Genomic DNA, 20,048 nt, shown 5'->3' with positions numbered 1-20,048 from the left:
CGCTGGTCTACATCGATCTTTCGTTCTACCGGGGTCGGCCCGGTCGCGTCCCGGCCCGGGCGGCGGCGGAGCGACCTCGGGTGCGGGCAGCCGGCCAGGGCGGCGGGGTACGGGTCAGCCGGCCACTGGCGCCGGCGGACCGTCGCCGATCAGGCGGAACGACGTCTCGCCGACCGGCTCGACCAGTCCATCGGTGACCAGCCCGGCCAGTGCCCGGGCGCACTGCACCTCGTCCGCCCACACCTGGTCCAGGCGCTGGTGCGGCACCGGCCCGGTCGCCTCCCGGAGTACCCCGAGCAGCAGGCCGCGTACCTGGCGGTCGGTGCCGGCGTACCGCTGGGGACGGCGGGTCGGGCCGGCCGGGGCGACCTGTCCCGAGGCCCGCCACGCGCAGGTCGCCTCGACCGGACACGCGCCGCAGCGCGGCGACCGGGCGGTGCAGACCACCGCACCCAGTTCCATGATGGCCGCGCTGGCCAGGGCGGCGGCGGCCGGCTCGACGGGCAGCAGTTCCTCGGTGGCGACCAGGTCGGCGGGCCGGGTCGCCGGACCGGCGTCCGGTTCTCCGGCCACGGCCCGGCAGACCACCCGGCGTACGTTGGTGTCGACCACCGGATGCCGCTGGCCGTACGCAAAGGCGGCCACCGCCCGTGCCGTGTACGTGCCGACGCCGGGCAGGGCGAGCAACTGCTCCAGCCGGTCGGGCACGTCGCCGCCGTGCCGCTCCACGATGGCCACCGCGCACTCCCGAAGCCGTACCGCCCGGCGGGGGTAGCCGAGCCGTCCCCACATGCGGATCGCCTCGGCGGGGCTGTCTGCGGCCAGGGCGGCCGGCGTTGGCCAGCGGTCCAGCCATGCCTGCCAGGCGGGCAGCACCCGGGCCACCGGGGTCTGCTGGAGCATGACCTCGCTGACCAGGATCGCCCACGGGCTCACGCCGGGCTCGCGCCAGGGCAGGTCCCGGGCGTTCTGCTCGTACCACCGGCTCACTTGTCCGGCGAAGGTGGCTTCTGTCATCGCGCCGCCGATGATGTCACGCGGGATGGTCCCGTTGATTGGACGGTCCGGGCGGGCCGCAGCCAGCGGCGCGCATGGATCGGGCAGAATGCCCGGATGAACGAGCTCGCGATCACCGTCATCGGCCGGGACCGGCCCGGCATCGTGGCCGACGTCGCCGAGGTGCTTGCCCGGCTCGGGGCCAACCTCACCGACAGCACGATGACCCGGCTGCGGGGGCACTTCGCGATGACCCTGATCTGCGTGGGCCCGGCCGCCCCCGAGGTCGAGGCCGCGCTGGCCCCGCTCGCCGCCGACGGCCAACTGCTGGCGACCGTACGCGCGGTGACGCCCGACGGTGAGACGGCTCCGGCCGGCGAGCCGTACGTGATGGCGGTTCACGGCGCGGACCGGATGGGCATCGTGGCCGCGATGACTCGGGTGCTCGCCGACGCCGGTGGCAACGTCACCGACCTGAGTACCCGGCTGGCGGGATCGCTCTACGTGGTGGTCGCCGAGGTCGACCTGCCGCCTGCCACGGCCGAGGGGCTCGCCGGCCGGCTGGCCGACGCCGCAGCGGGCCTGGGCGTCGAGGTCACCCTCCGGCGTGCCGAACCGGACCTGCTGTGACCGGCCAGACGGACGGGTCGGACCTCGACCCGCAGGCGGAGACGTACGCCGGCCTCGGTGACTGGACGCCGGAGTCGCTGGGCGACGGCCGGGTGCTGCCGGTGGTCTCCGCCCCGAACGCGGTGCTCAGCCGGGCGGGTACGGAGGTCGACCCGACCGCCGGGGAGACCGTCCAACTGGCGGCCGACCTGATCGCCACCATGCGGGTGTCGCCCGGCTGCGTCGGCCTGGCCGCCCCGCAGGTGGGGGTGGGCGCGCAGGTGTTCGCGGTCAACATCACCGGGCATTCCAAGGCGGTCACCGTGCACGGCACCTTCGTCCTCTGCAACGCCCGGGTGGTCGAGGCGACCCGGTGGAAGGCGGGACGGGAGGGCTGCATGTCGGTGCCGGACCTCACCGGTGACGTCAAGCGCGCGAGCCGGCTGGTGGTCGAGGGCGTGCTACCCGGCAGCGGCAAGTTCGTACGCCTGGTGACGGACGGTTTCGAGGCGCGCGCCCTGCAACACGAGATCGACCACTGCGGCGGTCTGCTCTTCCTGGACCGGGTGGCCGGTGCCCACGCGATCTACCAGCGCAAGGTCTACCTCTGACCAGGTCGCAGCGCTACGTTCGGTGACCGTCCGGCGTCGCCCGTCGCTCACGCTGTCGTGAATGGAGGGTCGGTTCCGATGGGTCGTGCCGGCTCCGGCGCGTCGCTACCGTCCGTCGCGCGGACCGCCGCTACGGTGGGGGCATCATGCGTCTGACGGTCGGCCCCCTGCCTTCCGCCGTGTACTGGCGGCGTCGCGCCGTCGTGCTCGGCGCGGTCCTGCTTTTCCTCGTCGTCCTGCTGTACTCGTGCACCGGGCCGGGTGTCGGCACCGACGCGAGCGGCAACGGCCAGCCCGACTCGGGCGCGTCGTCCGGCACGCCGGAACCCACCGGGTCGGTGCTGACCCCGCAGACCGGCTCGCCGCCGTCGGGCGACGCCGGAGCCGGCCCGTCCGCGCCCGCTGACGAGCCGTCGACTGAGCCGTCGACCGAGCCGACCCTGAGCAACGATCCGCCGCGGTCGAACACTTCGGTGACCGACGAGGGCACCTGCACGGACGCGGAGCTGCTGGTGACCGCGGTGGCCCTGCCCGCAGAGGTCGTCCGTGGTGCCGCCGTCGACCTGCATCTCAAGATTCGTAACCGGTCGGAGCGGACCTGCAGCCGGGATGTCGGCGCGGACGCGCAGGAGTTGTACATCAAATCCGGTGCCGAGAAGATCTGGTCGTCGGACACCTGCGGCACCGGCTCCGGGTCGGACGTGCAGTCCTTCACCCCGGGGTTCGAACGCTCCTACCGGGTTGGCTGGAACGGTAAGGACAGCACCCGGTGCGCCGACGGGCTGGCGGCCGGCCCCACCCCGCAGGCCGGGACGTACGAGGTCTTCGCGCGGGTGGGCAGCAGGCTGAGCCAGCCGGTGAAGCTCGTCCTCACCGGCTGAGCGGCGCCGCCGCGCCGAGCGCGGTCAGACGTAGCGCTCCAGGATGGACGCCTCGGCCAGCCGGGACAGCCCCTCGCGTACGCCCCGGGCCCGCGCGTCGCCGACGCCCTCGACCGCCTGGAGGTCCTCCACGGTGGCTCCGAGCAACCGCTGGAGGCTGCCGAAGTGCACCACCAGCCGGTCCACCACGGCCACCGGCAGCCGCGGCACCTTGGCCAGCAGCCGGAAACCACGCGGACTCACCGCCGCGTCCAGCGCGTCGGAGGCGGCCGGATAGCCGATCGCCTTGGCCACCGAGACCAGGTCGATCAGCTCGGTGGCGCTGAGCAGGTCCAGCTCGACCAGGGCCTCGTCGAGGGTGCGGGACTTCCGGCCGGTGGGCAGGTAATCCCGGATGACCAGGGTGCGGTCGGCGTCGACGCCGGCCATCAGCTCGTCCAGCTGGAGGGCGAGCAGCCGACCGTCGGTGCCCAGTTCCACCACGTACCCGGCGATCTCGTCGGCGATCCGGCGGACCATCTCCAGTCGCTGCACCACGGCCACCGCGTCACGTACGGTGACCAGATCCTCGATCTCCAGGGCGGAGAGCGTGCCGGAGACCTCGTCCAGCCGGAGCTTGTAGCGCTCCAGGGTGGCCAGCGCCTGGTTCGCCCGGGACAGGATCGCCGCCGAGTCGTCCAGCACATGCCGCTGGCCGTTGACGTAGAGGCTGATGATCCGCATCGACTGACTGACCGAGATCACCGGGTAGCCGGTCTGCCGGGCGACCCGCTCCGCGGTGCGGTGCCGGGTGCCCGACTCCTCGGTCGGGATGGTCGGGTCGGGCATCAGGTGCACCGCCGCCCGGACGATCCGGGTGCCGTCACTGGAGAGCACGACCGCGCCGTCCATCTTGCACAGCTCGCGGACCCGGGTCGCGGAAAACTCGACGTCCAGTGGGAAACCGCCGGTGCACAACCCCTCGACCACCTTGTCGTAGCCGAGCACGATCAGCGCACCGGTGCGACCGCGCAGGATGCGCTCCAGCCCGTCGCGCAGCGCGGTGCCGGGTGCCATCAGGGCCAGATTGGCGCGCAGCGGGTCGCCGGCGCCGCCACCCCCGGTCACGCTGACGCTGATCGGACGGGCGGGCGAGCCCACGGCACCGGTGCGGGCGTGGGGTGTCGCGCCGGCAGGCTTGGTGGTGTCGCGGTCGACTGGCACGGGCACAGTCTACGGACTGCCCTGCGGTGGGTGCTCTCGCGGTTACTGTGATGTGTCACGATCCGGCACCGACCGGCCGGAGCCGGGCGGGATCGCCCGAGACGCGGCTTCACTCCGCGGATGCCCGGGCTGCAGCCTGCAACGCCGAACGGACGTCGGCGACCTCGACCACGCGCATTTGCTCGGGGCCGGCGCCGGTGCTCGTCGGCCCGCAGCCGGGCGGCACCAGGGCCAGTCGGAAACCGAGCCGGGCCGCCTCGGCCAACCGGCGCGGCACCGCACCCACCCGACGCACCTCGCCGGTCAGGCCGACCTCGCCGATCGCCACCAGGTGCGGCGCGATCGCCAGGTTGAGCCCGCCGGAGGCGACGGCCAGGGCGACCGCCAGGTCGGCCGCCGGCTCCACCACCCGGATGCCGCCGACGGTGGCCGCGAAGACCTCCCGGTCGTGCAGGGTGAGCCGTTCGGTCCGGCGCTGGAGCACCGCCAGCACCATGGCCAACCGGGCCGAGTCCAGCCCGGAGACGGTGCGCCGGGGCGAACCGGCCACCGTCGCGCCGATCAGCGCCTGCACCTCGGTGACCAGTGCCCGGCGCCCCTCCATCGCCACCGTCACGCAGGTGCCCGGCACCGGCTCGGAGTAGCGGGTCAGGAACAGCCCGGACGGATCGGCGAGGCTGCTGATGCCTCCCTCGTGCATCTCGAAGCAGCCCACCTCGTCGGCGGCGCCGAACCGGTTCTTGACTCCCCGCACCATCCGCAGCGAGGAGTGCTTGTCGCCCTCGAAGTGCAGCACCACGTCGACCAGGTGCTCCAGCACCCGGGGGCCGGCCACCTGGCCGTCCTTGGTGACGTGGCCGACCAGCACGGTCGCCACGCCGCGCTCCTTGGCGACCGCGACCAGGGCGGCGGTGACCGCCCGGACCTGGGTCACCCCGCCGGGCACCCCCTCGGTGCCGGTGGTGGAGATGGTCTGCACCGAGTCGAGCACCAGCAGGCCGGGCTTGACCGCGTCGAGGTGACCGAGCACCGCCGCGAGGTCGCTCTCGGCGGCCAGGTAGAGCTGGTCGTGCAGGGTGCCCATGCGCTCGGCGCGCAGCCGCACCTGGCTGACCGACTCCTCGCCGCTGACCACCAGCGACGGGCTGCCCGCGCCGGCGGCCCACTGCTGGGCGACGTCGAGCAGCAGGGTGGACTTGCCGACCCCCGGCTCGCCGGCGAGCAGCACCACCGCCCCGGGCACCAGGCCCCCGCCGAGCACCCGGTCGAGCTCACTGACCCCGGTGGGCCGGGCGCGGGCCGGCGCCGCGCTGATGGTGGCGATGGGCCGGGCCGGCTCGGCGGGCATCCGGGAGCTGACCACGCGCCCGGAGACGGTCGGGCCGGTGACGGTGCATTCGACCACCGAACCCCACTCGCCGCATTCGGGGCAGCGCCCTACCCACTTCGGTGGCTGGTGCCCGCAGGCGTCGCACTCGTACGCGGGACGGGGCTCGCGGGCGGCGGCCTTGCCACGCCCGCCGGCCGCCCCCCGGGCCGGGGTCGATCGGGAGATGCTCACCCGAGGGACGCTAACCCCCGGGTACGACGACGGCGCCGTCGGCATGGTGTCCACCACGCCGACGGCGCCGTCGGAAAGCTCCGGGCCGGCTCAGCCGTGGCTGTCCTCGCCCTCGAACTCGGTGTGGCGCTCGACGATCGGCGACGGCGGCGGTGCCGGGGTGAGCGGCACAGCGATCGGCGCCAGGCTGGTGATCGTGTTGCCGCCGCCGAAGTCGAAGGTCAGCGTGATGTTCTCGCCCGCGAGTACGGCCTGGTTCAGCCCGATGAGCTGGAGCACCCGCTCACCCTCGGTGTTCAGCTGCACGTAGCTCAGCGGCGGGATCACGATCCGGGCCGGCTCGGTGGCCGGAGATCCGGTCGGGCTGGGCGACGGCGACTCGGGGGACGGCGTGCCTTCCGGGGACTCCTCCGGCGACGGAGACGTCGTCGGCGAGGGCGATCCGGTGGGCGACGGGCTGGTCGCGGCGCGGACCGTGGTGAGGACCACCTCGCGGGCGTCCGACGACGTGACGGTCACCGTGACCGGGTTCGGCAAGTCGTTGTAGAAGACGGCGTTGAGCACAGCGTCGTCGCCGGCCCGGTAGCCCTCGACGCCGGGGTAGGCGACCAGGACGCTCCGTACGCCGTACTTGCCGTCGGCGGCCTGGAGGTTGACGCCCTGGATCGACGGCACCTTGTTGGCCGTCTCGGAGATCTGACCGGCGCCGCACCCGGACAGCAGCAGCCCGGCTGCCGCCGCGATCCCGGGCAGCAGCACGGCAGCCCGCCGGGAACCCCTGATCGAGCGCGTCACGTCGGTCCTCCTCGTCACGATCACACCCGGCTACGCCGCCGGACCGGCTGGCCCTGCCCCGCGCAGACCGCGTTCCAGGGTAGTTGGGGCTGATCGTGGCCCGCACGCCGACCCGGGGCCGCCACCTGGCGGGGTGAGGGCTCAGACCAGCCGACCGCTCGTGACCAGCAGGACGACATCGATCAGGGCTACCAGCATCATCGCCCGGAAGGCGGCCACCGGGCGAGCCCCGGCCCGGCCGGCGGCGCGACCGGCGGACCACGCCAGGGCCGGGACGAGCCCGGCGGCCGCGACCGCCGCGAGGCCCACGCCCGACGGCGGCCCGGGTGGCCCCAGCACCAGCGTGCCGGTCGCCGCGATCAGCAGTCCGAAGGCGGCCGCCCAGCTGCCCCCCGGGCCCAGCCGGTGCGGCAGCCCGCGCACCCTGGTCCGGGCGTCGTCGGCGAGGTCGGGCAGCACGTTGGCGAAGTGCGCGCCCGCGCCCAGCAGGGCCGCGGCGGCGACCAGCCAGACCGGCGGTGCCGGCGCGCCGGGCAGGGCCAGTACCACGAAGGCGGGCAGCGCGCCGAAGGAGACCGCGTACGGCAGCACCGAAACCGGCGTCGACTTCAGCGGCCAGTCGTAGAGCAGCGCCGAGACCAGGCCGATGGTGGCCCAGAGAGCCGCCGTCGGGTTCGTGGTCAGGGCCATCGCCACGGTGGCGCAGCCGGCCAGCACCGCGGCCACCGCCACCGTGCGCCGGCCAACCGCGCCGGTCGCCACCGGTTTGTCGGTACGCCCCACAGTGGCGTCCCGATCGGCGTCGAGCAGGTCGTTGGTCCACCCGACCGTGAACTGGCTGGCCGCCACCGTCAGCGCCACCACGGCGATCCCGCCCGGCGGATGCCCGACGCCGACCGCGAGCAGGCCGGCCACTGTGGTGACTGCGGCGGTCGGCTCCGGATGGCTCGCCCTGAGCAGCCCTAACACCGTCCACGACATAACGGAAGTCTGGCCGTTACCGGGGAGTCGTGCCACGCTCGTGCCATGCGTGATGCCGGCCTGAGCCTGCCCCGCAACGATCCGCGCCAGTACGACGAGCTGGCCGGCGAGTGGTGGCGGCCGGACGGGGCCTTCGCCATGCTGCACTGGCTGGCCGAGGCACGGGCGGCGCTGGTGCCCCCGGCGGCGCGACCCGGTGCGCTGCTGGTCGACCTCGGCTGCGGTGCCGGGCTGCTCGCCCCGCACCTGGCCGGCAAGGGTTACCGACACGTGGGGGTGGATCTCACCCGCTCGGCCCTGGCCCAGGCGGTCGCGCATGGCGTGACTGCGGTCAACGGCGACGCCACGGCGGTGCCGCTGGCCGACGGCTGCGCCGACGTGGTCGCCGCCGGCGAGCTGCTCGAACACGTCCCGGACTGGCGTGCCGCGGTGGCCGAGGCGTGTCGGCTGCTGCGCCCCGGCGGCCTGCTGGTGCTGGACACCCTCAACGACACCGCGCTGTGCCGGCTGGTCGCCGTCCGCATCGCCGAGCGGCTGCCCACCGTGCCGCGCGGCATCCACGATCCACGGTTGTTCGTGGACGACCGGGAACTGGTGGCCGAGTGCGCCCGGCACGGCGTGGATCTGCAGGTCCGTGGCATCCGCCCCGGCGTGCCCGGGCTGCTCCGCTGGCTGTTCCGGCAGGCGCGCGGCGGCGAGGCGCCCGCCGGCCGGGCACCACGCATCGTGTCGACCGGCTCGACCGCCGTGCTTTACCAGGGCCGCGGGGTACGCGGCGGATAGCGGACCCGACAGGGGCATGGGGTACGCGCGAAGAGGGGGTTCCATGAATGAGCGCAGCGAGCGGATCGTGAGCACGGACGCGCTGGACGCCGCCCGCCGGCTGGCGCCCCGGCTGGCCGCTCGGGCCGCCGAACACGACCGGAACGGCTCGTTCCCCGTCGACGACTTCAACGATCTGGCCGTGGCCGGGCTGTTCGGCCTGATGGTCCCCGCCGAGCTGGGCGGCACCGGCGCGACGTTCGCCGGGTACGCGGCCGTCGCCAGCGAGTTGGCCCGGGGCAATGGTGCCACCGCACTGGTGTTCAACATGCACGCCTCGGTCACCGGCGCGCTCGGCGCGGTCACCGAGGAGTTGGCCGAGGCGCTCGGCGTACCGGCGGAGGCGTTGGCCGCCCGCGACCGGTTGCTGCGGGCGGCGGCCGAGGGGGCGTGGTACGCCGTCGCAATGAGCGAGCGCGGCGCGGGTGCCCGGCTGTCTCAGCTCACCACCGTCTACGAGCCGGTCGAGCAGGGCTGGCGAATCAAGGGCAGCAAGACCTTCTGCTCCGGTGCCGGTCACGCCGACGGTTACCTGGTCGCCGCCCGCAGCGCCGCCGACCCGTCGGTGGTCTCGCAGTTCCTGGTCCCGGCCGGCGACGGGCTCACCGTCGAGCCGACCTGGGACTCGCTCGGCATGCGGGCCACCGCCTCGCACGACCTGCACCTCGACGTCACCGTGCCGGCCGACCGGCTGCTCGGCGGGGTGGAGGGCCTAGCCCTGGTGGTCGCCCAGCTCATGCCGCACTGGCTGGTGGCCAGCTACGCCGCCGTCTACGTGGGAGTGGCCCGGGCCTCGATCGACGCGGCGGCGGAGCACCTCAACGCACGAGGTCTCGCCGGCCTGCCCGCCGTACGGGCCCGGCTCGGCCGGGCCGACGCCGCGGTGGCGGCGGCGGAGTTGGTGGTGGCCGAGGCGGCCCGCCGGGTAGACGAGGCCCCGGGCGACGCGGAGACCAACCGCTGGGTGTGGCGGGCGAAACTGCTGGCCGGCACCACCGCGGCGGAGGTGGCCGCGTCGATGCTGGAGGCGGCGGGTACCTCCGCCACCCGTCGTGGCCACCCGCTGGAACGCCTCTACCGGGACGCCCGTTGCGGTTCGCTGCACCCGGCCACCTCCGACGTCTGCGCGGACTGGCTCGGCATCGCCACTCTCGGCGGCGACCCGGACCGCGACGGGTCGGCCCCTCGTTGGTGAGTGCGAGGAGTGAGCTTGCGAGCCCCGCAGTCGCGAACGAAAGGCCAGCCCGGTGAGTGCGAGGAGTGAGCTTGCGAGCCCGCAGTCGCGAACGAAAGGCCAGCCCGGTGAGTGCGAGGAGTGAGCTTGCGAGCCCCGCAGCCGCGAACGAGAGGAAGGTGGGACCGTGTCCGTACCGGTGATCGCGGGCGTGGGCACAGCTCATCCGCCCTCCGTGGACCAGCACGAGCTGTGGGAGAGGTTCTTCTCCCGGCACTTCTCCGGCACCACCCGTACGCTCGCCGAGCGGATCTTTGCGAACTCGGGCGTCAGCCGGCGACAGGCGGCGGTCAGCCCGCTGATCGAGGACGTCTCCGACTGGCCGACCGAACGACGGATGCGTCGGTACCAGGTCGAGGCGCTGCCGTTGGGCAAGGAGGCGGTCGGCCGGGCGCTGACCGCGGCCGGGTTGGCCGCCGGCGACATCGGGCTGTTCGTCGTCTGCTCCTGCACCGGGTACGCGACGCCGGGGCTGGACATCCTGCTCGCCCGCGATCTGGGCATGGCCCCGGCGACCCAGCGGATGTTCGTCGGCCACATGGGCTGCTACGCGGCCCTGCCGGGGCTGGGCGCGGTGAGTGATTTCGTCACCGCGCGGGGACGCCCGGCGCTGCTGCTCTGTGCCGAGCTGACCAGCCTGCACCTGCAGCCGTCGTCGGCCCGGCTGGACACCCAGCAGATCGTCTCTCACGCGCTCTTCTCGGACGCCGCGGTCGCCGCGGTGGTGGTCCCCGGCGGCCGGGGGTACGCGGTGCGGGAGGTCACCTCGGTGACCGACACGTCCACCGCCGACCACATGACCTGGGACGTGACCGACACCGGCTTCCGGATGGGGCTGTCGCCGAAGGTGCCGCAGGTGCTGTCGACCCACGTCCAGGGGCTGGTCGACGATCTGCTGGCCCGCCACGGCACCAGCGTGTCCGGGGTGGACGGCTGGGCCGTGCACCCGGGCGGTCCGCGCATCGTCAACGTGGTGGAGCGTGAGCTGAGCCTGGCACCGGCGGCGCTGGCCGCGTCGCGGGAGACCCTGGACCAGCACGGCAACTGTTCGTCTCCCACGGTGCTGTTGATCCTCGACCGCCTGTTCCGGGCCGCGCCGTCGCCGCGCCGGGTGGTGATGCTGGCCTTCGGGCCCGGCCTGACCCTCTACGCCGCGCTGCTGGAGCGGCACGCCTGACCACGCGGGGGCTACCCTGCTCGGCATGGACGGCGATCACATCCATCGGCTGCGGGGCGTCGTGCTGGCCGCCGCCGGGGTGGCCGCGCTGGCCGTCGGAGGCTGGTGGTGGCAGGCGGAGGCACCGGCTCCACCGGCCGTGGGCGCCGGCCGAGGGAGCGCCACGGACGAGTCGCCGCGCGCCACCGAGCTGTGGCGGGTGGACCCGGGCACGAGCGTCGTGACTGCGACGGACGCGGCGGCGGACTCCTCCGTCCTCCTGGATACAGGAACGGGCGCGGTGCTCCGGTTGGACGGCGACACCGAGGGCGCTGCCATCGAGCCGGGCTTTGGCTATCCGGGCGCGGTGCGGTCGGGTGGTCGGGACGTGGTATGGACGGAGCGCCCGACGCTGCGCCCGGGAGAGATGGTCGTCCGGCAGGCACCGATGGCCGACGGCGAGCGGCACCTGCTGCGCTACACCTGCACCGGTCCCAGCAAGCTGCTGGTCGTGGTCACCGGCGGCTGGGCGGGCGATCCGATGACCCTCGATTGCGACGGGGCGGTGGTCATGACGGAGGTCATCGGCAGCGGTGGTCCGGTGCAGGTGTCGTTCTCGACCGCCGGAACGGAGCCGGTCCAACTGGAGGCCCAGCTGACCGCTCCCCGATGAGCGTCGCCCGCGGCCGATGCCAGCCGCCGGCAGCCTCTCAGCCGGCCAACCGGACCAGCTCGGCGTGGTACTCGGCGATCGTGGCGACCTCGGGCACCACCAGGACGATCCGGCCCTCCCGGTCGGCGAGCAGGGCGGTCACGGTGTCCGGGCGGGCCGGCAGGTGCAGGAACGCGCGCAGGCCGCCGGCCGGGTCGGCCAGCGCGCGTACGTCGGTGCCGGGCGGTGCCGCTCCGGGGCTGCCAGCGGCCACGGTGACCACGGTTACCCCGTCGGGCGCTGCCGCCGCTGCCTCGGCGACCCGGTCGGGGCAGGCGCACCCGTCCACGAGCAGCACCAACGCCGGCAGCAGCCCGCGCAGTGGCACCGGCGACTGCCCGGCGTCGACCAGGTCCAGCGCGGGCAGCCCACGGCCGGTCAGTTGCCCCGGTGCCGGGTCGGGGGTGCTGGCGGCCGGCCCGGGGTAGCGGCCGGGCCGGGGCCAGGTGACGGTGATCAGGCCGGCGATCGTGGCCACGACCGCGACCACCAGCACGAGTACGGGTACCGCGGGCGGGCGCCATCGACGGGGCTGGGCCGCCACCCGGCGGCGCAGCTCACGACGGACCTGTTCGGCCTCGTCGGCGAGCGCGGAGGCGTCGTTCGGGACGACCACCCGACCCCACTCGGGAGGCAGGTCGGGCAGCCCGGGACCGTCGGCGTCAGCCTTGCCCATTGCGACCCCCTGGAACCTTGTGGGTGTGCGGACAGCGGCGCTTCCTCCAGCGTCCCGCACCGGGCCCGGTCCCGCTACCGCTGCCCACAGTCGGGTACGGCGGGATACCATGGGATGGGTGCGTAGCTTCTGATCTCGGCGTTCGTCGCCATCCGTGCCCGGGGGTCATCCCTGGATTACGGAGCGTGTTCGAATCATCGGCTTGACGGTCTGTCAAGCCGAAGAAATACCTCTCACAGGGCCCCTGAGCTGCGCCAACGGTCAGGACAGCGGTGAGACATCGGTGCCTGAGCGTGTTACCCTAGACACAGCGAAAGGGGTTTCGAACCTATGGTTTTCAGTGTCGGCGAGACCGTTGTTTACCCCCACCACGGGGCCGCACTCATCGAGGCAATCGAGACTCGGGTCATCAAGGGCGAGCCCAAGCAGTACCTCGTCCTGAGGGTCGCGCAGGGTGACCTGACGGTCCGGGTACCGGCCGAGAACGCCGAGATCGTGGGTGTGCGCGAAGTGGTTGGCGAAGAGGGCCTCGGCAAGGTCTTCGACGTTCTCCGGGCTCCGCACACCGAGGAGCCGACCAACTGGTCGCGGCGTTACAAGGCGAATCTGGAGAAGCTGGCCTCCGGCAACCCGCTGAAGGTGGCGGAGGTCGTCCGCGACCTGTGGCGCCGCGAGCGGGAGCGGGGGCTGTCCGCGGGCGAGAAGCGCATGCTCGCCAAGGCCCGCGACATTCTCGTCGGCGAGGTGGCGCTGGCTGAGAAGAGCACCAAGGACGAGGCGGAGACGCTGCTCGACAAGGTGCTGACCGAGGCCTAGTCCGCGCACAGCATCGTCGTACCCACTTCGTAGCGAAGAAACCGTCGAGGACCGCGACGTGACCGCGCAGCTCAATCCGCGCGGTGACGTCGCGGTCCTCGTGCCTGCGGCCGGTGCCGGCGTACGCCTGGGGCCCGGCCGCCCGAAGGCGCTGCGGCTGCTGGCGGGGGAGCCGCTGCTGGTGCACGCGGTCCGCCGGCTGGCGGCCGCCGGGTCGGTGCACACCATCGTGGTGGCCGCCCCGGTCGCGGACGTGCCCGCCGTGCGCGATCTGCTCGCCCCGATCGCCCCGGTGACGGTGGTGCCCGGCGGGGCGGAGCGGCAGGCGTCGGTGGCCGCCGCCCTCGCCGCCGTGCCTGCCGGCCCCGACATCGTCCTCGTGCACGACGCGGCCCGCGCGCTGACCCCGCCCGCGCTGGTGGAGTCGGTGGCCGCCGCGGTCCGGGCGGGCCACGACGCGGTGATCCCCGTCCTGCCGGTCGTCGACACGATCAAGGAGGTCGACCCGGGCGAGGTGGTGCTCGGCACCGTCGACCGCTCCGCGCTGCGTGCCGTACAGACCCCGCAGGGCTTCCGCCGGGCGGTGCTGACCGCCGCGCACGCCGCCGCCGGCGACCCGCTCACCGACGACGCCGGGCTGGTGGAGAAGCAGGGTGTGCCGGTGTACTGCGTACCCGGTTCGGACCACGCTCTGAAGATCACCCGACCCTTCGACCTGGTCCTGGCCGAGCACCTGCTGGCGACCGGCCGATGACGCGTACCCTCGGTTCATGATCGTTCCTCGGGTGGCCATCGGGACCGACGTGCACGCCTTCGAGGCCGGGCGGCCGTGCTGGGTGGCCGGCCTGCACTGGCCGGACCAGGACGGCCTGGCCGGGCACTCCGACGCGGATGTGGCCGCCCACGCCGCCTGCAACGCGCTGCTCTCCGCCGCCGGTCTGGGTGACCTCGGTGCCAACTTCGGGGTCGGCCAGCCCGAATGGGCCGGGGCGAGCGGGGTGGTCCTGCTCACCGAGTCCGCCCGCCGGGTACGCGCCGCGGGCTTCGCCATCGGCAACGTGTCGGTGCAGGTCGTCGGCGTCCGGCCCAAGATCGGTCCGCGTCGCGAGGAGGCCCAGCGGGTGCTGTCGGACGCGGTCGGCGCGCCGGTCACCGTCTCCGCCGCCACCACCGACGGCCTGGGATTCACCGGCCGCGGCGAGGGGCTCGCCGGGATCGCCGTGGCGCTGGTGTACGAGCAGCCGAGCGCCTAGGCTCGCGCGATGTCCGCCGACGTCCCCGCCGACCCGTCCGCCGCCGACGGCTACCTCCAGCGCGCCACGCTCCTCGCCGAGCTGGGCCGCTACGACGAGGCCGCCGCCGAGCTGGGCTTCGCCCTCGCCCTCGACCCGGCCGACACCGATGCGTTGATCATGCTTGCCCGGGTGCACCTGGCCGCCGCCCGGCCCGTCGAGGCGCTGGCTGCCGCCGAGTCCGCCGTCGCCGTCGCCCCGGGGCGGGTTCCCCCGCTCGTCGTCCGTGGCCTGGCGCTCGGTGACCTGGAGCGGTACGCCGAGGCTGCCCGTACCGCCGACGAGATCCTGGCGCTGGGGCCGCAGGACGCGTACGCCCAACGCAGTGCGGCCGCGATCCTGGCCGGCTCGCGTAACGGCCAGCCGGCGTTGAACGCGGCCTGGCACGGGGTGGAGCTGACCCCCGACGAGCCGCAGGCGCACCTGGTGCTCGGCCTGGTGGCCGCCAACATGCGGATGTACGACCTGGCCGAGCGGGCCTACCGGGAGGCGTTGCGGCTGGACCCGCGGCTGGCCGAGGCGGGCGACGACGTCGGGGTGCTGCGGCTGGAACAGCGGCGCTGGACCGCGACGCTGGAGCAGTTGGCGGAGGCGGCGGTGGCCAACCTGCCGACCACCGACCCAGCCCGGCCTGAAGGGCCCCAGGGCGGCCCGAACCAGCCTCACGGACCCCGTAACACCCCAGACCGGCCGGACGCATCCCAGGACGATCCGAGCCGTCCCGGTGGTGGCCGGCGCGAATCGGGCTGGCCCGGCGCGGACCGGCCCGGCGAGGGGCGCAACGAGCCAGGCCGGCCTGCTGAGAGTCAGCCGGATGGAGACCGCGCCGGCGAGCGCGGGGACGGGCCTGGCCGGCTCGACGAGAGCCGCGAGCCGTCGGCCTTCGGCGGGACCGGCACGGGTCAGGTCGGTGCCGGACCGGCCGACGTGGGGCCCGTCGTCGCCCGCCGAACGGTGCCGGCGGGGCTTCGGCAACTCGTGTTGTGGGGCACCGGCTGGTCGGTGGTCGCGGCAATCGTGGTCGCCTGCTCGGCCGCTACCGGATCCGGATTCTCCCGGCTGGTGGCGGTGCTGGCGGCGGCCGGTGGCGGCATCGTGCTGTGGCGGCACGCGTCGCGGCTGCCCGGCCTGACCCGGACCGTCCTGCCTGTCCTGCGCCGGACGGACCGTCCGCTCGCCCTGGCCGTCTACGCGGCGGGTGCCGCGCCCGCGCTGATCCTGCTCTACGCCCTCCTCGGCACCCCGTGGCCGCTGGTGCTGGCCATCGGGGTCGCCACCGCCGCCCAACTCGCGATCATCTCCCGCCCGGTGGCCTGAGCCCGGCTCGGCAGGACCATGCTGTGTTAAGAAGGGGCCCCTTTACCTCGCGAGGCGTTAATAAGGGGCCCTTCCTTCTCAGCGGCGCGCCCAGGTCCAGGCGTACGCCTCGTCCTCGCACTCCGTCGCCGCGTCGCAGAGGTCCAGCGGGCGGAAGGTGTCGACCATGACCGCCAGTTCGTCGAAGAAGTCCACCCCGATGGAGCGTTCCGCCGCGCCGGGCTGTGGGCCGTGCGTGAAGCCGGACGGGTGCAGCGAGATCGAGCCCTGCTCGATGCCGGAGCCGCGTCGGGCCTCGTAGTTGCCGCCGGTGTAGAAGAGCATCTCGTCGGAGTCGACATTGTGGTGGTGGTACGGCACCGGGATGGCGTCCGGGTGGTAGTCGACCTTGCGTGGCACGAACGAGCAGATCACGAAGTTCGGGCCCTGGAAGGTCTGGTGCACCGGCGGCGGCTGGTGGATCCGGCCGGTGATCGGCTCGAAGTCGTGGATGGAGAACGCCCACGGATACATGTGCCCGTCCCAGCCGACCACGTCGAACGGGTGGTTGGCGTAGACGTGTCGGGTCCATCCTCGGCGGTGGCGTACCAGCACCTCGACGTCGGAGCCGTCGACCAGCAGCGGCGCGTCCGGCCCCCGGACATCCCGCTCGCAGTACGGCGAGTGCTCCAGGAACTGACCGCGTACCGACAGGTAGCGCTTGGGCGGGCCGATGTGCCCGGACGCCTCGATGGCGAGCAGCCGGGTCGGCGTGTCGCCGGTGGGCACCAGGCGGTGCACCGTCGAGGTCGGGATGACCACGTAGTCGCCGGCCACTGCGTCCAGCACGCCGAAGGTCGACTCGACCCGCAGCGCACCCGCCTCGACGTACAGGCACTGGTCGCCGGTGGCGTCGCGGAACAGCGGGGACGGTCGGTCGGCCAGCACGTACGCGATCCGTACGTCGTCGTTGGCGAGCAGGTACCGCCGGCCGAGGACCGGGTCGGCCCCGGTGCCGTCGAGCTTGTGGGTGCGCAGGTGCCGGGGCTTGAGCGGCAGGTTGGGCACCCGGGTCACGGCGGGCGGGGTGAACTCCTCGGCCGCGACGATCGCAGTCGGGGCGTACCGGTGGTACAGCAGCGACGAGTCGGACGAGAAGCCCTCCTGGCCCATCAGCTCCTCGGTGTAGAGGCTGCCGTCGGGCTGCCGGAACTGGGTGTGGCGCTTGCGCGGCACCTCGCCGACGCTGCGGTAGTACGGCATGTCGCCCTCCCGGTCACCCGCTGGTGCGTCCGATAATCGGACGCTGTTGTCCGCCTCTCAGAGCGTCCCGTACATTCTTGTCTCGTGTCAACGCAGCTGCCCGCACTCGTCGCCGGCCTGGTCGACGACGCCGCCGTCTTCCCGCCGGGCAGCGCGTCGCTGCCCGACGCCGTCGCCGCCCACCGGCGGCACCGCGCCGCCTGGTACGCCGACCTGGTCGGCCCGCTGCTGCTGCCCGCCTCCCGGCTGGCCGAACTGCCCGCCCTGCTCGGCGACGGTGAGCGGATCGCGGTGGGGATGATCGCCGACGTCCCGCTCGGCGAGTTGACCAAGGCGTGCGCCGAGGTCGACCCGCGCGTCGAGGTCCGCCAGGTCGAGGCGGCCGTGGCCAAGCGCGGCGAGGACCCGCTGCCGGGCACGGCCGAGCTGGTCGCGCTGGCCCGCGCCACCGGGGACCGCCCCGTCTACGCGGAGATTCCGCTGACCTTCGGGCTGACGGCGGCGCTGGACGTGCTGGCCGCCGCCCGGGCCGAGGGGCTGCCCGTGGCGGCCAAGTTCCGCACCGGCGGGCTGGCCGCGGAACTCTTTCCCAACCCCGCCGAGCTGGCCGCCGTGATCGGCGCCTGCCGGGACCGGCGGGTGCCGTTCAAGCTGACCGCCGGACTGCACCACGCGGTGCGGCAGGTGGACCCGGAGACCGGCTTCACCCATCACGGATTCGGCAACGTCCTCGCCGCCTCGCTGGCCGCCGCCGAGGGGGCCGGTGTCGGCGCCATCGTCGAACTGCTCACCGTGCGCGACGAGCGACCCCTGGTGGAGTGGACCGACGGCCGGCGCGACGCGGCGCGTCCGCTGTGGGTGGGCTTCGGCTCGTGCAGCATTGCGGAACCACTGTCCGATCTGATCCGGCTGGGGCTGGTGAACGGGGGCTCTGAGTCATGAGTTGGGTGACGGGTGTGGACGGTTCGGGTTACGGGGTGCACCACCTGCCGTACGGGGTCTTCCGGGTAGCCGACGGTGCTCCGCGCATCGGCGTACGCATCGGGGATCTCGTGCTGGACCTGGCCGGCGCGGAGGCCGCCGAGCTGGTGCTGGCCGGCGGGGCGCTGTGCCGGCCGACGCTCAACGCGTTCCTGGCGCTGGGCCGTCCGCAGTGGATGGCCGTGCGGCAGCGGATCACCGAGCTGCTCACCGATCCGGCCCACCGGGCGGCGGTGGAGCCGCTGCTGGTGCCGGTGGACGAGGTGCGGATGGAACTGCCCTTCGAGGTGGCCGACTACGTCGACTTCTACTCCTCGGAGCACCACGCCGCCAACGTCGGGCTGATCTTCCGCCCCGGCCAGCCGCCGTTGCTGCCGAACTGGAAGCACCTGCCGATCGGCTACCACGGCCGGGCCGGCACGGTGGTGGTCTCCGGCACGCCGGTGGTACGCCCGCACGGCCAGCGGCCGAGTCGCGAGGGCCCGACCTTCGGCCCGTCGGCGCGCCTCGACATCGAGGCAGAGGTCGGATTCGTGGTCGGCGTACCCAGCCCGCTCGGCCACCGGGTGGCCGCCGCCGACTTCGCCGACCACGTCTTCGGCGTGGTGTTGGTCAACGACTGGTCGGCCCGGGACATCCAGGCGTGGGAGTACCAGCCCCTCGGCCCGTTCCTGGGTAAGTCGTTCGCCACCTCGGTCGCCGCCTGGGTGACCCCGCTGGACGCGCTGCGGCACGCCTTCGTCCCGGCGCCGGAGCAGGACCCGCCGGTGGCCGACTACCTGCGCGACGAGCCGCACCTGGGGTTGGACCTGCGGCTGACGGTGAACTGGAACGGCGAGCCGGTCAGCGAGCCGCCGTTCGCCGGCATGTACTGGACGCCGGCCCAGCAACTGGCCCACCTGACCGTCAACGGTGCCGCGCTGCGTACCGGTGACCTCTACGCCTCCGGCACCGTCTCCGGTCCCCGGCGCGACCAGGTCGGCTCGTTCCTGGAGCTGAGCTGGGGCGGCACCGAGCCGGTCACCGTGGGCGGGACGGAACGCACCTTCCTCGCCGACGGTGACACGGTGACGATCACCGCCACCGCCCCGGGCCCGGACGGCAGCACCATCGCGTTGGGCGAGGTGACGGGCACCGTCCTGCCGGCGCACTGACCCCAATCCGACAGGTGCCCTTGATCGCACCAACTGTGCGATCAAGGACCGTCACCGTCTTCGTTGAGCGCCTCGGAATTCCGTCGCCACGCCGCGCCGGGCCGGCCGGTGCCCCCCTGCGGGCCGGCCCGGCCGGCGGCTGGCGGCACGTCGAAGCCGAGGGAGATGAACGACGATGCGCGATCTTGTGGGCGCGGTCTGGCGTACCAGCAGCCGCTCGAACGACCAGGGTCTCTGCGTGGAGGTGGCCGACAACCTGGCTCACGTCCACGGTGTGGTGGGCATACGCGACTCCAAGGACCAGGCCGGGCCGGTGCTGGTGGTCAGCCCGCCGGGCTGGAGCGCGTTCGTCGACGCGATCCGGGTGGGGCGTTTCGCCCGCTGACGCCCCCGGGGGTCTCCGGTGGAGGATTTCCGCTCGGGGACCCCACGGACCATTCACTCCGCGTACCGTCGACGCCACGGGAGGTGGCATGTCGACTGTTGCGGTCAACGGGTTGGTCGCGGCGCCTGCGGCCGACCTGTGGCGTCTGCTCACCGAACTGCCCCGACGCTTTCCCGCCGACGGCTCGGTCGAGGTGCTGACCCCCGGCGAGTTCGGGCCGGGCACGGCCTGGCGTGAGACGCGCACCCGGCCGGACGGCAGCGAACTGGCCGAGGAGTTCGTCGTGCTGGCGGCCGAGCCGCCCCGGCTGCTGGTGCTCGGCTCGCCCGGCGACGGGGTCGACTACCGGATCACCTGGGCGCTGCGCGACGTACGCCGTCGCCGACGCCGGTACGCCGCGGTCCGGGTGACCGTCCGGGCGCTACCGGCCGCGCCGTCCGGACGGGCGGTCGCGCTGCTGCTCGGCGGGCTGGCCGTGCGGGCGGCGGAGAAGGTGTTGCGGCAGGACATCGCCGCGCTGGCCGCCGCCGTCGACCATCCCGCCGAGGCGGCCTGACCCCCGGATCCCTCGGGCCGCGCCCCGGAGCACTCAGCCCGGCTGGATAGGGTGCCGGTCGGAGGTGC

Annotated in this window: 21 protein-coding genes and 1 pseudogene; 15 read left to right on the top strand and 7 right to left on the bottom strand. The window is 73.8% G+C overall.

Annotated features, from left to right (window positions below; translation table 11 throughout):
- Positions 1-114 precede the first annotated feature (114 nt).
- The gene (locus AB0M52_RS04820; RefSeq protein ID WP_363948934.1) at positions 115-1,017 is read right to left on the bottom strand and encodes an A/G-specific adenine glycosylase; all 903 of its coding nucleotides are present in this window, start codon (positions 1,015-1,017) and stop codon (positions 115-117) included.
- Between the two features lie 96 nt (positions 1,018-1,113).
- Here AB0M52_RS04820 and AB0M52_RS04815 point away from each other — a divergent pair, with 96 nt between their 5' ends.
- The 3 genes from AB0M52_RS04815 (at position 1,114) to AB0M52_RS04805 (ending at position 3,097) form a co-directional block, all read left to right on the top strand.
- On the top strand, positions 1,114-1,626 hold the full coding sequence (locus tag AB0M52_RS04815) for an ACT domain-containing protein (RefSeq protein WP_363948931.1): 513 nt from the start codon (positions 1,114-1,116) through the stop codon (positions 1,624-1,626).
- Positions 1,623-2,216 carry a peptide deformylase gene (locus AB0M52_RS04810; protein ID WP_363948929.1) on the top strand — a complete coding sequence of 198 codons (594 nt, stop codon included), beginning with the start codon at positions 1,623-1,625 and terminating at the stop codon, positions 2,214-2,216. Before AB0M52_RS04815 ends, AB0M52_RS04810 begins: the two co-directional genes overlap by 4 nt.
- Before the next feature lie 146 nt (positions 2,217-2,362).
- A complete protein-coding gene (locus AB0M52_RS04805; RefSeq protein WP_363948926.1) occupies positions 2,363-3,097 on the top strand; it encodes a hypothetical protein in 735 nt (244 codons plus the stop codon).
- Positions 3,098-3,121: 24 nt separating this feature from the next.
- On the opposite strand, the gene disA is transcribed toward AB0M52_RS04805, so the two are convergent.
- The 4 genes from disA to AB0M52_RS04785 form a co-directional block, all read right to left on the bottom strand.
- The gene (gene disA, locus AB0M52_RS04800; RefSeq protein ID WP_363948923.1) at positions 3,122-4,300 is read right to left on the bottom strand and encodes a DNA integrity scanning diadenylate cyclase DisA; all 1,179 of its coding nucleotides are present in this window, start codon (positions 4,298-4,300) and stop codon (positions 3,122-3,124) included.
- A gap of 109 nt (positions 4,301-4,409) precedes the next feature.
- Entirely contained in the window at positions 4,410-5,861 is a 1,452-nt protein-coding gene (radA, locus tag AB0M52_RS04795) for a DNA repair protein RadA (RefSeq protein WP_363948920.1), read from the bottom strand.
- Between the two features lie 90 nt (positions 5,862-5,951).
- Complete coding sequence (locus AB0M52_RS04790; protein WP_363948917.1) at positions 5,952-6,656, bottom strand: hypothetical protein; 705 nt, start codon at positions 6,654-6,656, stop codon at positions 5,952-5,954.
- A 141-nt stretch (positions 6,657-6,797) separates the two neighbouring features.
- On the bottom strand, positions 6,798-7,637 hold the full coding sequence (locus tag AB0M52_RS04785; RefSeq protein ID WP_363948914.1) for a UbiA family prenyltransferase: 840 nt from the start codon (positions 7,635-7,637) through the stop codon (positions 6,798-6,800).
- Positions 7,638-7,682: 45 nt separating this feature from the next.
- Between AB0M52_RS04785 and AB0M52_RS04780 the strand changes: the two genes are divergently transcribed.
- From AB0M52_RS04780 to AB0M52_RS04765, 4 genes are all read left to right on the top strand, one after another.
- Entirely contained in the window at positions 7,683-8,420 is a 738-nt protein-coding gene (locus AB0M52_RS04780) for a methyltransferase domain-containing protein (protein ID WP_363948911.1), read from the top strand.
- A 43-nt stretch (positions 8,421-8,463) separates the two neighbouring features.
- Complete coding sequence (locus tag AB0M52_RS04775) at positions 8,464-9,654, top strand: acyl-CoA dehydrogenase family protein (RefSeq protein WP_363948908.1); 1,191 nt, start codon at positions 8,464-8,466, stop codon at positions 9,652-9,654.
- A gap of 166 nt (positions 9,655-9,820) precedes the next feature.
- A complete protein-coding gene (locus AB0M52_RS04770; protein ID WP_363948906.1) occupies positions 9,821-10,870 on the top strand; it encodes a 3-oxoacyl-[acyl-carrier-protein] synthase III C-terminal domain-containing protein in 1,050 nt (349 codons plus the stop codon).
- Between the two features lie 25 nt (positions 10,871-10,895).
- Positions 10,896-11,522 (top strand): hypothetical protein, encoded by a 627-nt coding sequence (locus AB0M52_RS04765; RefSeq protein ID WP_363948904.1) that lies wholly within the window; start codon positions 10,896-10,898, stop codon positions 11,520-11,522.
- A gap of 37 nt (positions 11,523-11,559) precedes the next feature.
- Here AB0M52_RS04765 and AB0M52_RS04760 read toward each other — a convergent pair whose 3' ends face one another.
- Positions 11,560-12,237, bottom strand: coding sequence for a hypothetical protein (locus AB0M52_RS04760; protein ID WP_363948901.1), 678 nt, complete (start codon positions 12,235-12,237; stop codon positions 11,560-11,562).
- Positions 12,238-12,567: 330 nt separating this feature from the next.
- Between AB0M52_RS04760 and AB0M52_RS04755 the strand changes: the two genes are divergently transcribed.
- The 4 genes and pseudogenes from AB0M52_RS04755 to AB0M52_RS04740 all read left to right on the top strand — a co-directional run.
- Positions 12,568-13,053 carry a CarD family transcriptional regulator gene (locus tag AB0M52_RS04755; protein ID WP_007073334.1) on the top strand — a complete coding sequence of 162 codons (486 nt, stop codon included), beginning with the start codon at positions 12,568-12,570 and terminating at the stop codon, positions 13,051-13,053.
- A 58-nt stretch (positions 13,054-13,111) separates the two neighbouring features.
- On the top strand, positions 13,112-13,807 hold the full coding sequence (gene ispD / locus AB0M52_RS04750; RefSeq protein WP_363948898.1) for a 2-C-methyl-D-erythritol 4-phosphate cytidylyltransferase: 696 nt from the start codon (positions 13,112-13,114) through the stop codon (positions 13,805-13,807).
- Positions 13,808-13,823: 16 nt separating this feature from the next.
- On the top strand, positions 13,824-14,306 hold the full coding sequence (ispF, locus tag AB0M52_RS04745; protein ID WP_363948895.1) for a 2-C-methyl-D-erythritol 2,4-cyclodiphosphate synthase: 483 nt from the start codon (positions 13,824-13,826) through the stop codon (positions 14,304-14,306).
- Positions 14,307-14,315: 9 nt separating this feature from the next.
- Positions 14,316-14,942, top strand: a pseudogene (locus AB0M52_RS04740) (tetratricopeptide repeat protein); the annotation flags it as partial.
- Between the two features lie 798 nt (positions 14,943-15,740).
- Here AB0M52_RS04740 and AB0M52_RS04735 read toward each other — a convergent pair.
- Positions 15,741-16,904: a homogentisate 1,2-dioxygenase domain-containing protein gene (locus AB0M52_RS04735; protein ID WP_363948893.1), complete on the bottom strand. Its 1,164-nt coding sequence runs from the start codon at positions 16,902-16,904 to the stop codon at positions 15,741-15,743.
- Positions 16,905-16,988: 84 nt separating this feature from the next.
- Between AB0M52_RS04735 and AB0M52_RS04730 the strand changes: the two genes are divergently transcribed.
- From AB0M52_RS04730 to AB0M52_RS04715, 4 genes are all read left to right on the top strand, one after another.
- On the top strand, positions 16,989-17,846 hold the full coding sequence (locus tag AB0M52_RS04730) for a hypothetical protein (RefSeq protein WP_363948891.1): 858 nt from the start codon (positions 16,989-16,991) through the stop codon (positions 17,844-17,846).
- On the top strand, positions 17,843-19,039 hold the full coding sequence (gene fahA, locus AB0M52_RS04725) for a fumarylacetoacetase (RefSeq protein ID WP_363948889.1): 1,197 nt from the start codon (positions 17,843-17,845) through the stop codon (positions 19,037-19,039). Before AB0M52_RS04730 ends, fahA begins: the two co-directional genes overlap by 4 nt.
- A gap of 175 nt (positions 19,040-19,214) precedes the next feature.
- The gene (locus tag AB0M52_RS04720; protein WP_363948887.1) at positions 19,215-19,424 is read left to right on the top strand and encodes a DUF397 domain-containing protein; all 210 of its coding nucleotides are present in this window, start codon (positions 19,215-19,217) and stop codon (positions 19,422-19,424) included.
- Between the two features lie 88 nt (positions 19,425-19,512).
- Positions 19,513-19,980, top strand: coding sequence for an SRPBCC family protein (locus tag AB0M52_RS04715; protein ID WP_363948886.1), 468 nt, complete (start codon positions 19,513-19,515; stop codon positions 19,978-19,980).
- Positions 19,981-20,048 lie beyond the last annotated feature (68 nt).

It is taken from the genome of Micromonospora sp. NPDC051296 (genome assembly GCF_040682255.1).
Classification (GTDB): domain Bacteria; phylum Actinomycetota; class Actinomycetes; order Mycobacteriales; family Micromonosporaceae; genus Micromonospora; species Micromonospora craterilacus.
The sequence above is the reverse complement of the archived record's forward strand: the minus strand, read 5'-3'. Positions and strand labels throughout refer to the sequence as shown.

Excerpts from the sequence above, each read along its gene's own strand:
- AB0M52_RS04755 (WP_007073334.1), top strand. The coding sequence starts at position 12,568 with ATGGTTTTCAGTGTCGGCGAGACCGTTGTTTACCCCCACCACGGGGCC.
- AB0M52_RS04815 (WP_363948931.1), top strand. The coding sequence starts at position 1,114 with ATGAACGAGCTCGCGATCACCGTCATCGGCCGGGACCGGCCCGGCATC.
- ispF (WP_363948895.1), top strand. The coding sequence starts at position 13,824 with ATGATCGTTCCTCGGGTGGCCATCGGGACCGACGTGCACGCCTTCGAG.
- AB0M52_RS04775 (WP_363948908.1), top strand. The coding sequence starts at position 8,464 with ATGAATGAGCGCAGCGAGCGGATCGTGAGCACGGACGCGCTGGACGCC.
- AB0M52_RS04765 (WP_363948904.1), top strand. The coding sequence starts at position 10,896 with ATGGACGGCGATCACATCCATCGGCTGCGGGGCGTCGTGCTGGCCGCC.
- fahA (WP_363948889.1), top strand. The coding sequence starts at position 17,843 with ATGAGTTGGGTGACGGGTGTGGACGGTTCGGGTTACGGGGTGCACCAC.
- AB0M52_RS04715 (WP_363948886.1), top strand. The coding sequence starts at position 19,513 with ATGTCGACTGTTGCGGTCAACGGGTTGGTCGCGGCGCCTGCGGCCGAC.
- AB0M52_RS04780 (WP_363948911.1), top strand. The coding sequence starts at position 7,683 with ATGCGTGATGCCGGCCTGAGCCTGCCCCGCAACGATCCGCGCCAGTAC.
- AB0M52_RS04785 (WP_363948914.1), bottom strand. The coding sequence starts at position 7,637 with ATGTCGTGGACGGTGTTAGGGCTGCTCAGGGCGAGCCATCCGGAGCCG.
- AB0M52_RS04805 (WP_363948926.1), top strand. The coding sequence starts at position 2,363 with ATGCGTCTGACGGTCGGCCCCCTGCCTTCCGCCGTGTACTGGCGGCGT.
- AB0M52_RS04820 (WP_363948934.1), bottom strand. The coding sequence starts at position 1,017 with ATGACAGAAGCCACCTTCGCCGGACAAGTGAGCCGGTGGTACGAGCAG.
- AB0M52_RS04760 (WP_363948901.1), bottom strand. The coding sequence starts at position 12,237 with ATGGGCAAGGCTGACGCCGACGGTCCCGGGCTGCCCGACCTGCCTCCC.
- AB0M52_RS04735 (WP_363948893.1), bottom strand. The coding sequence starts at position 16,904 with ATGCCGTACTACCGCAGCGTCGGCGAGGTGCCGCGCAAGCGCCACACC.
- AB0M52_RS04720 (WP_363948887.1), top strand. The coding sequence starts at position 19,215 with ATGCGCGATCTTGTGGGCGCGGTCTGGCGTACCAGCAGCCGCTCGAAC.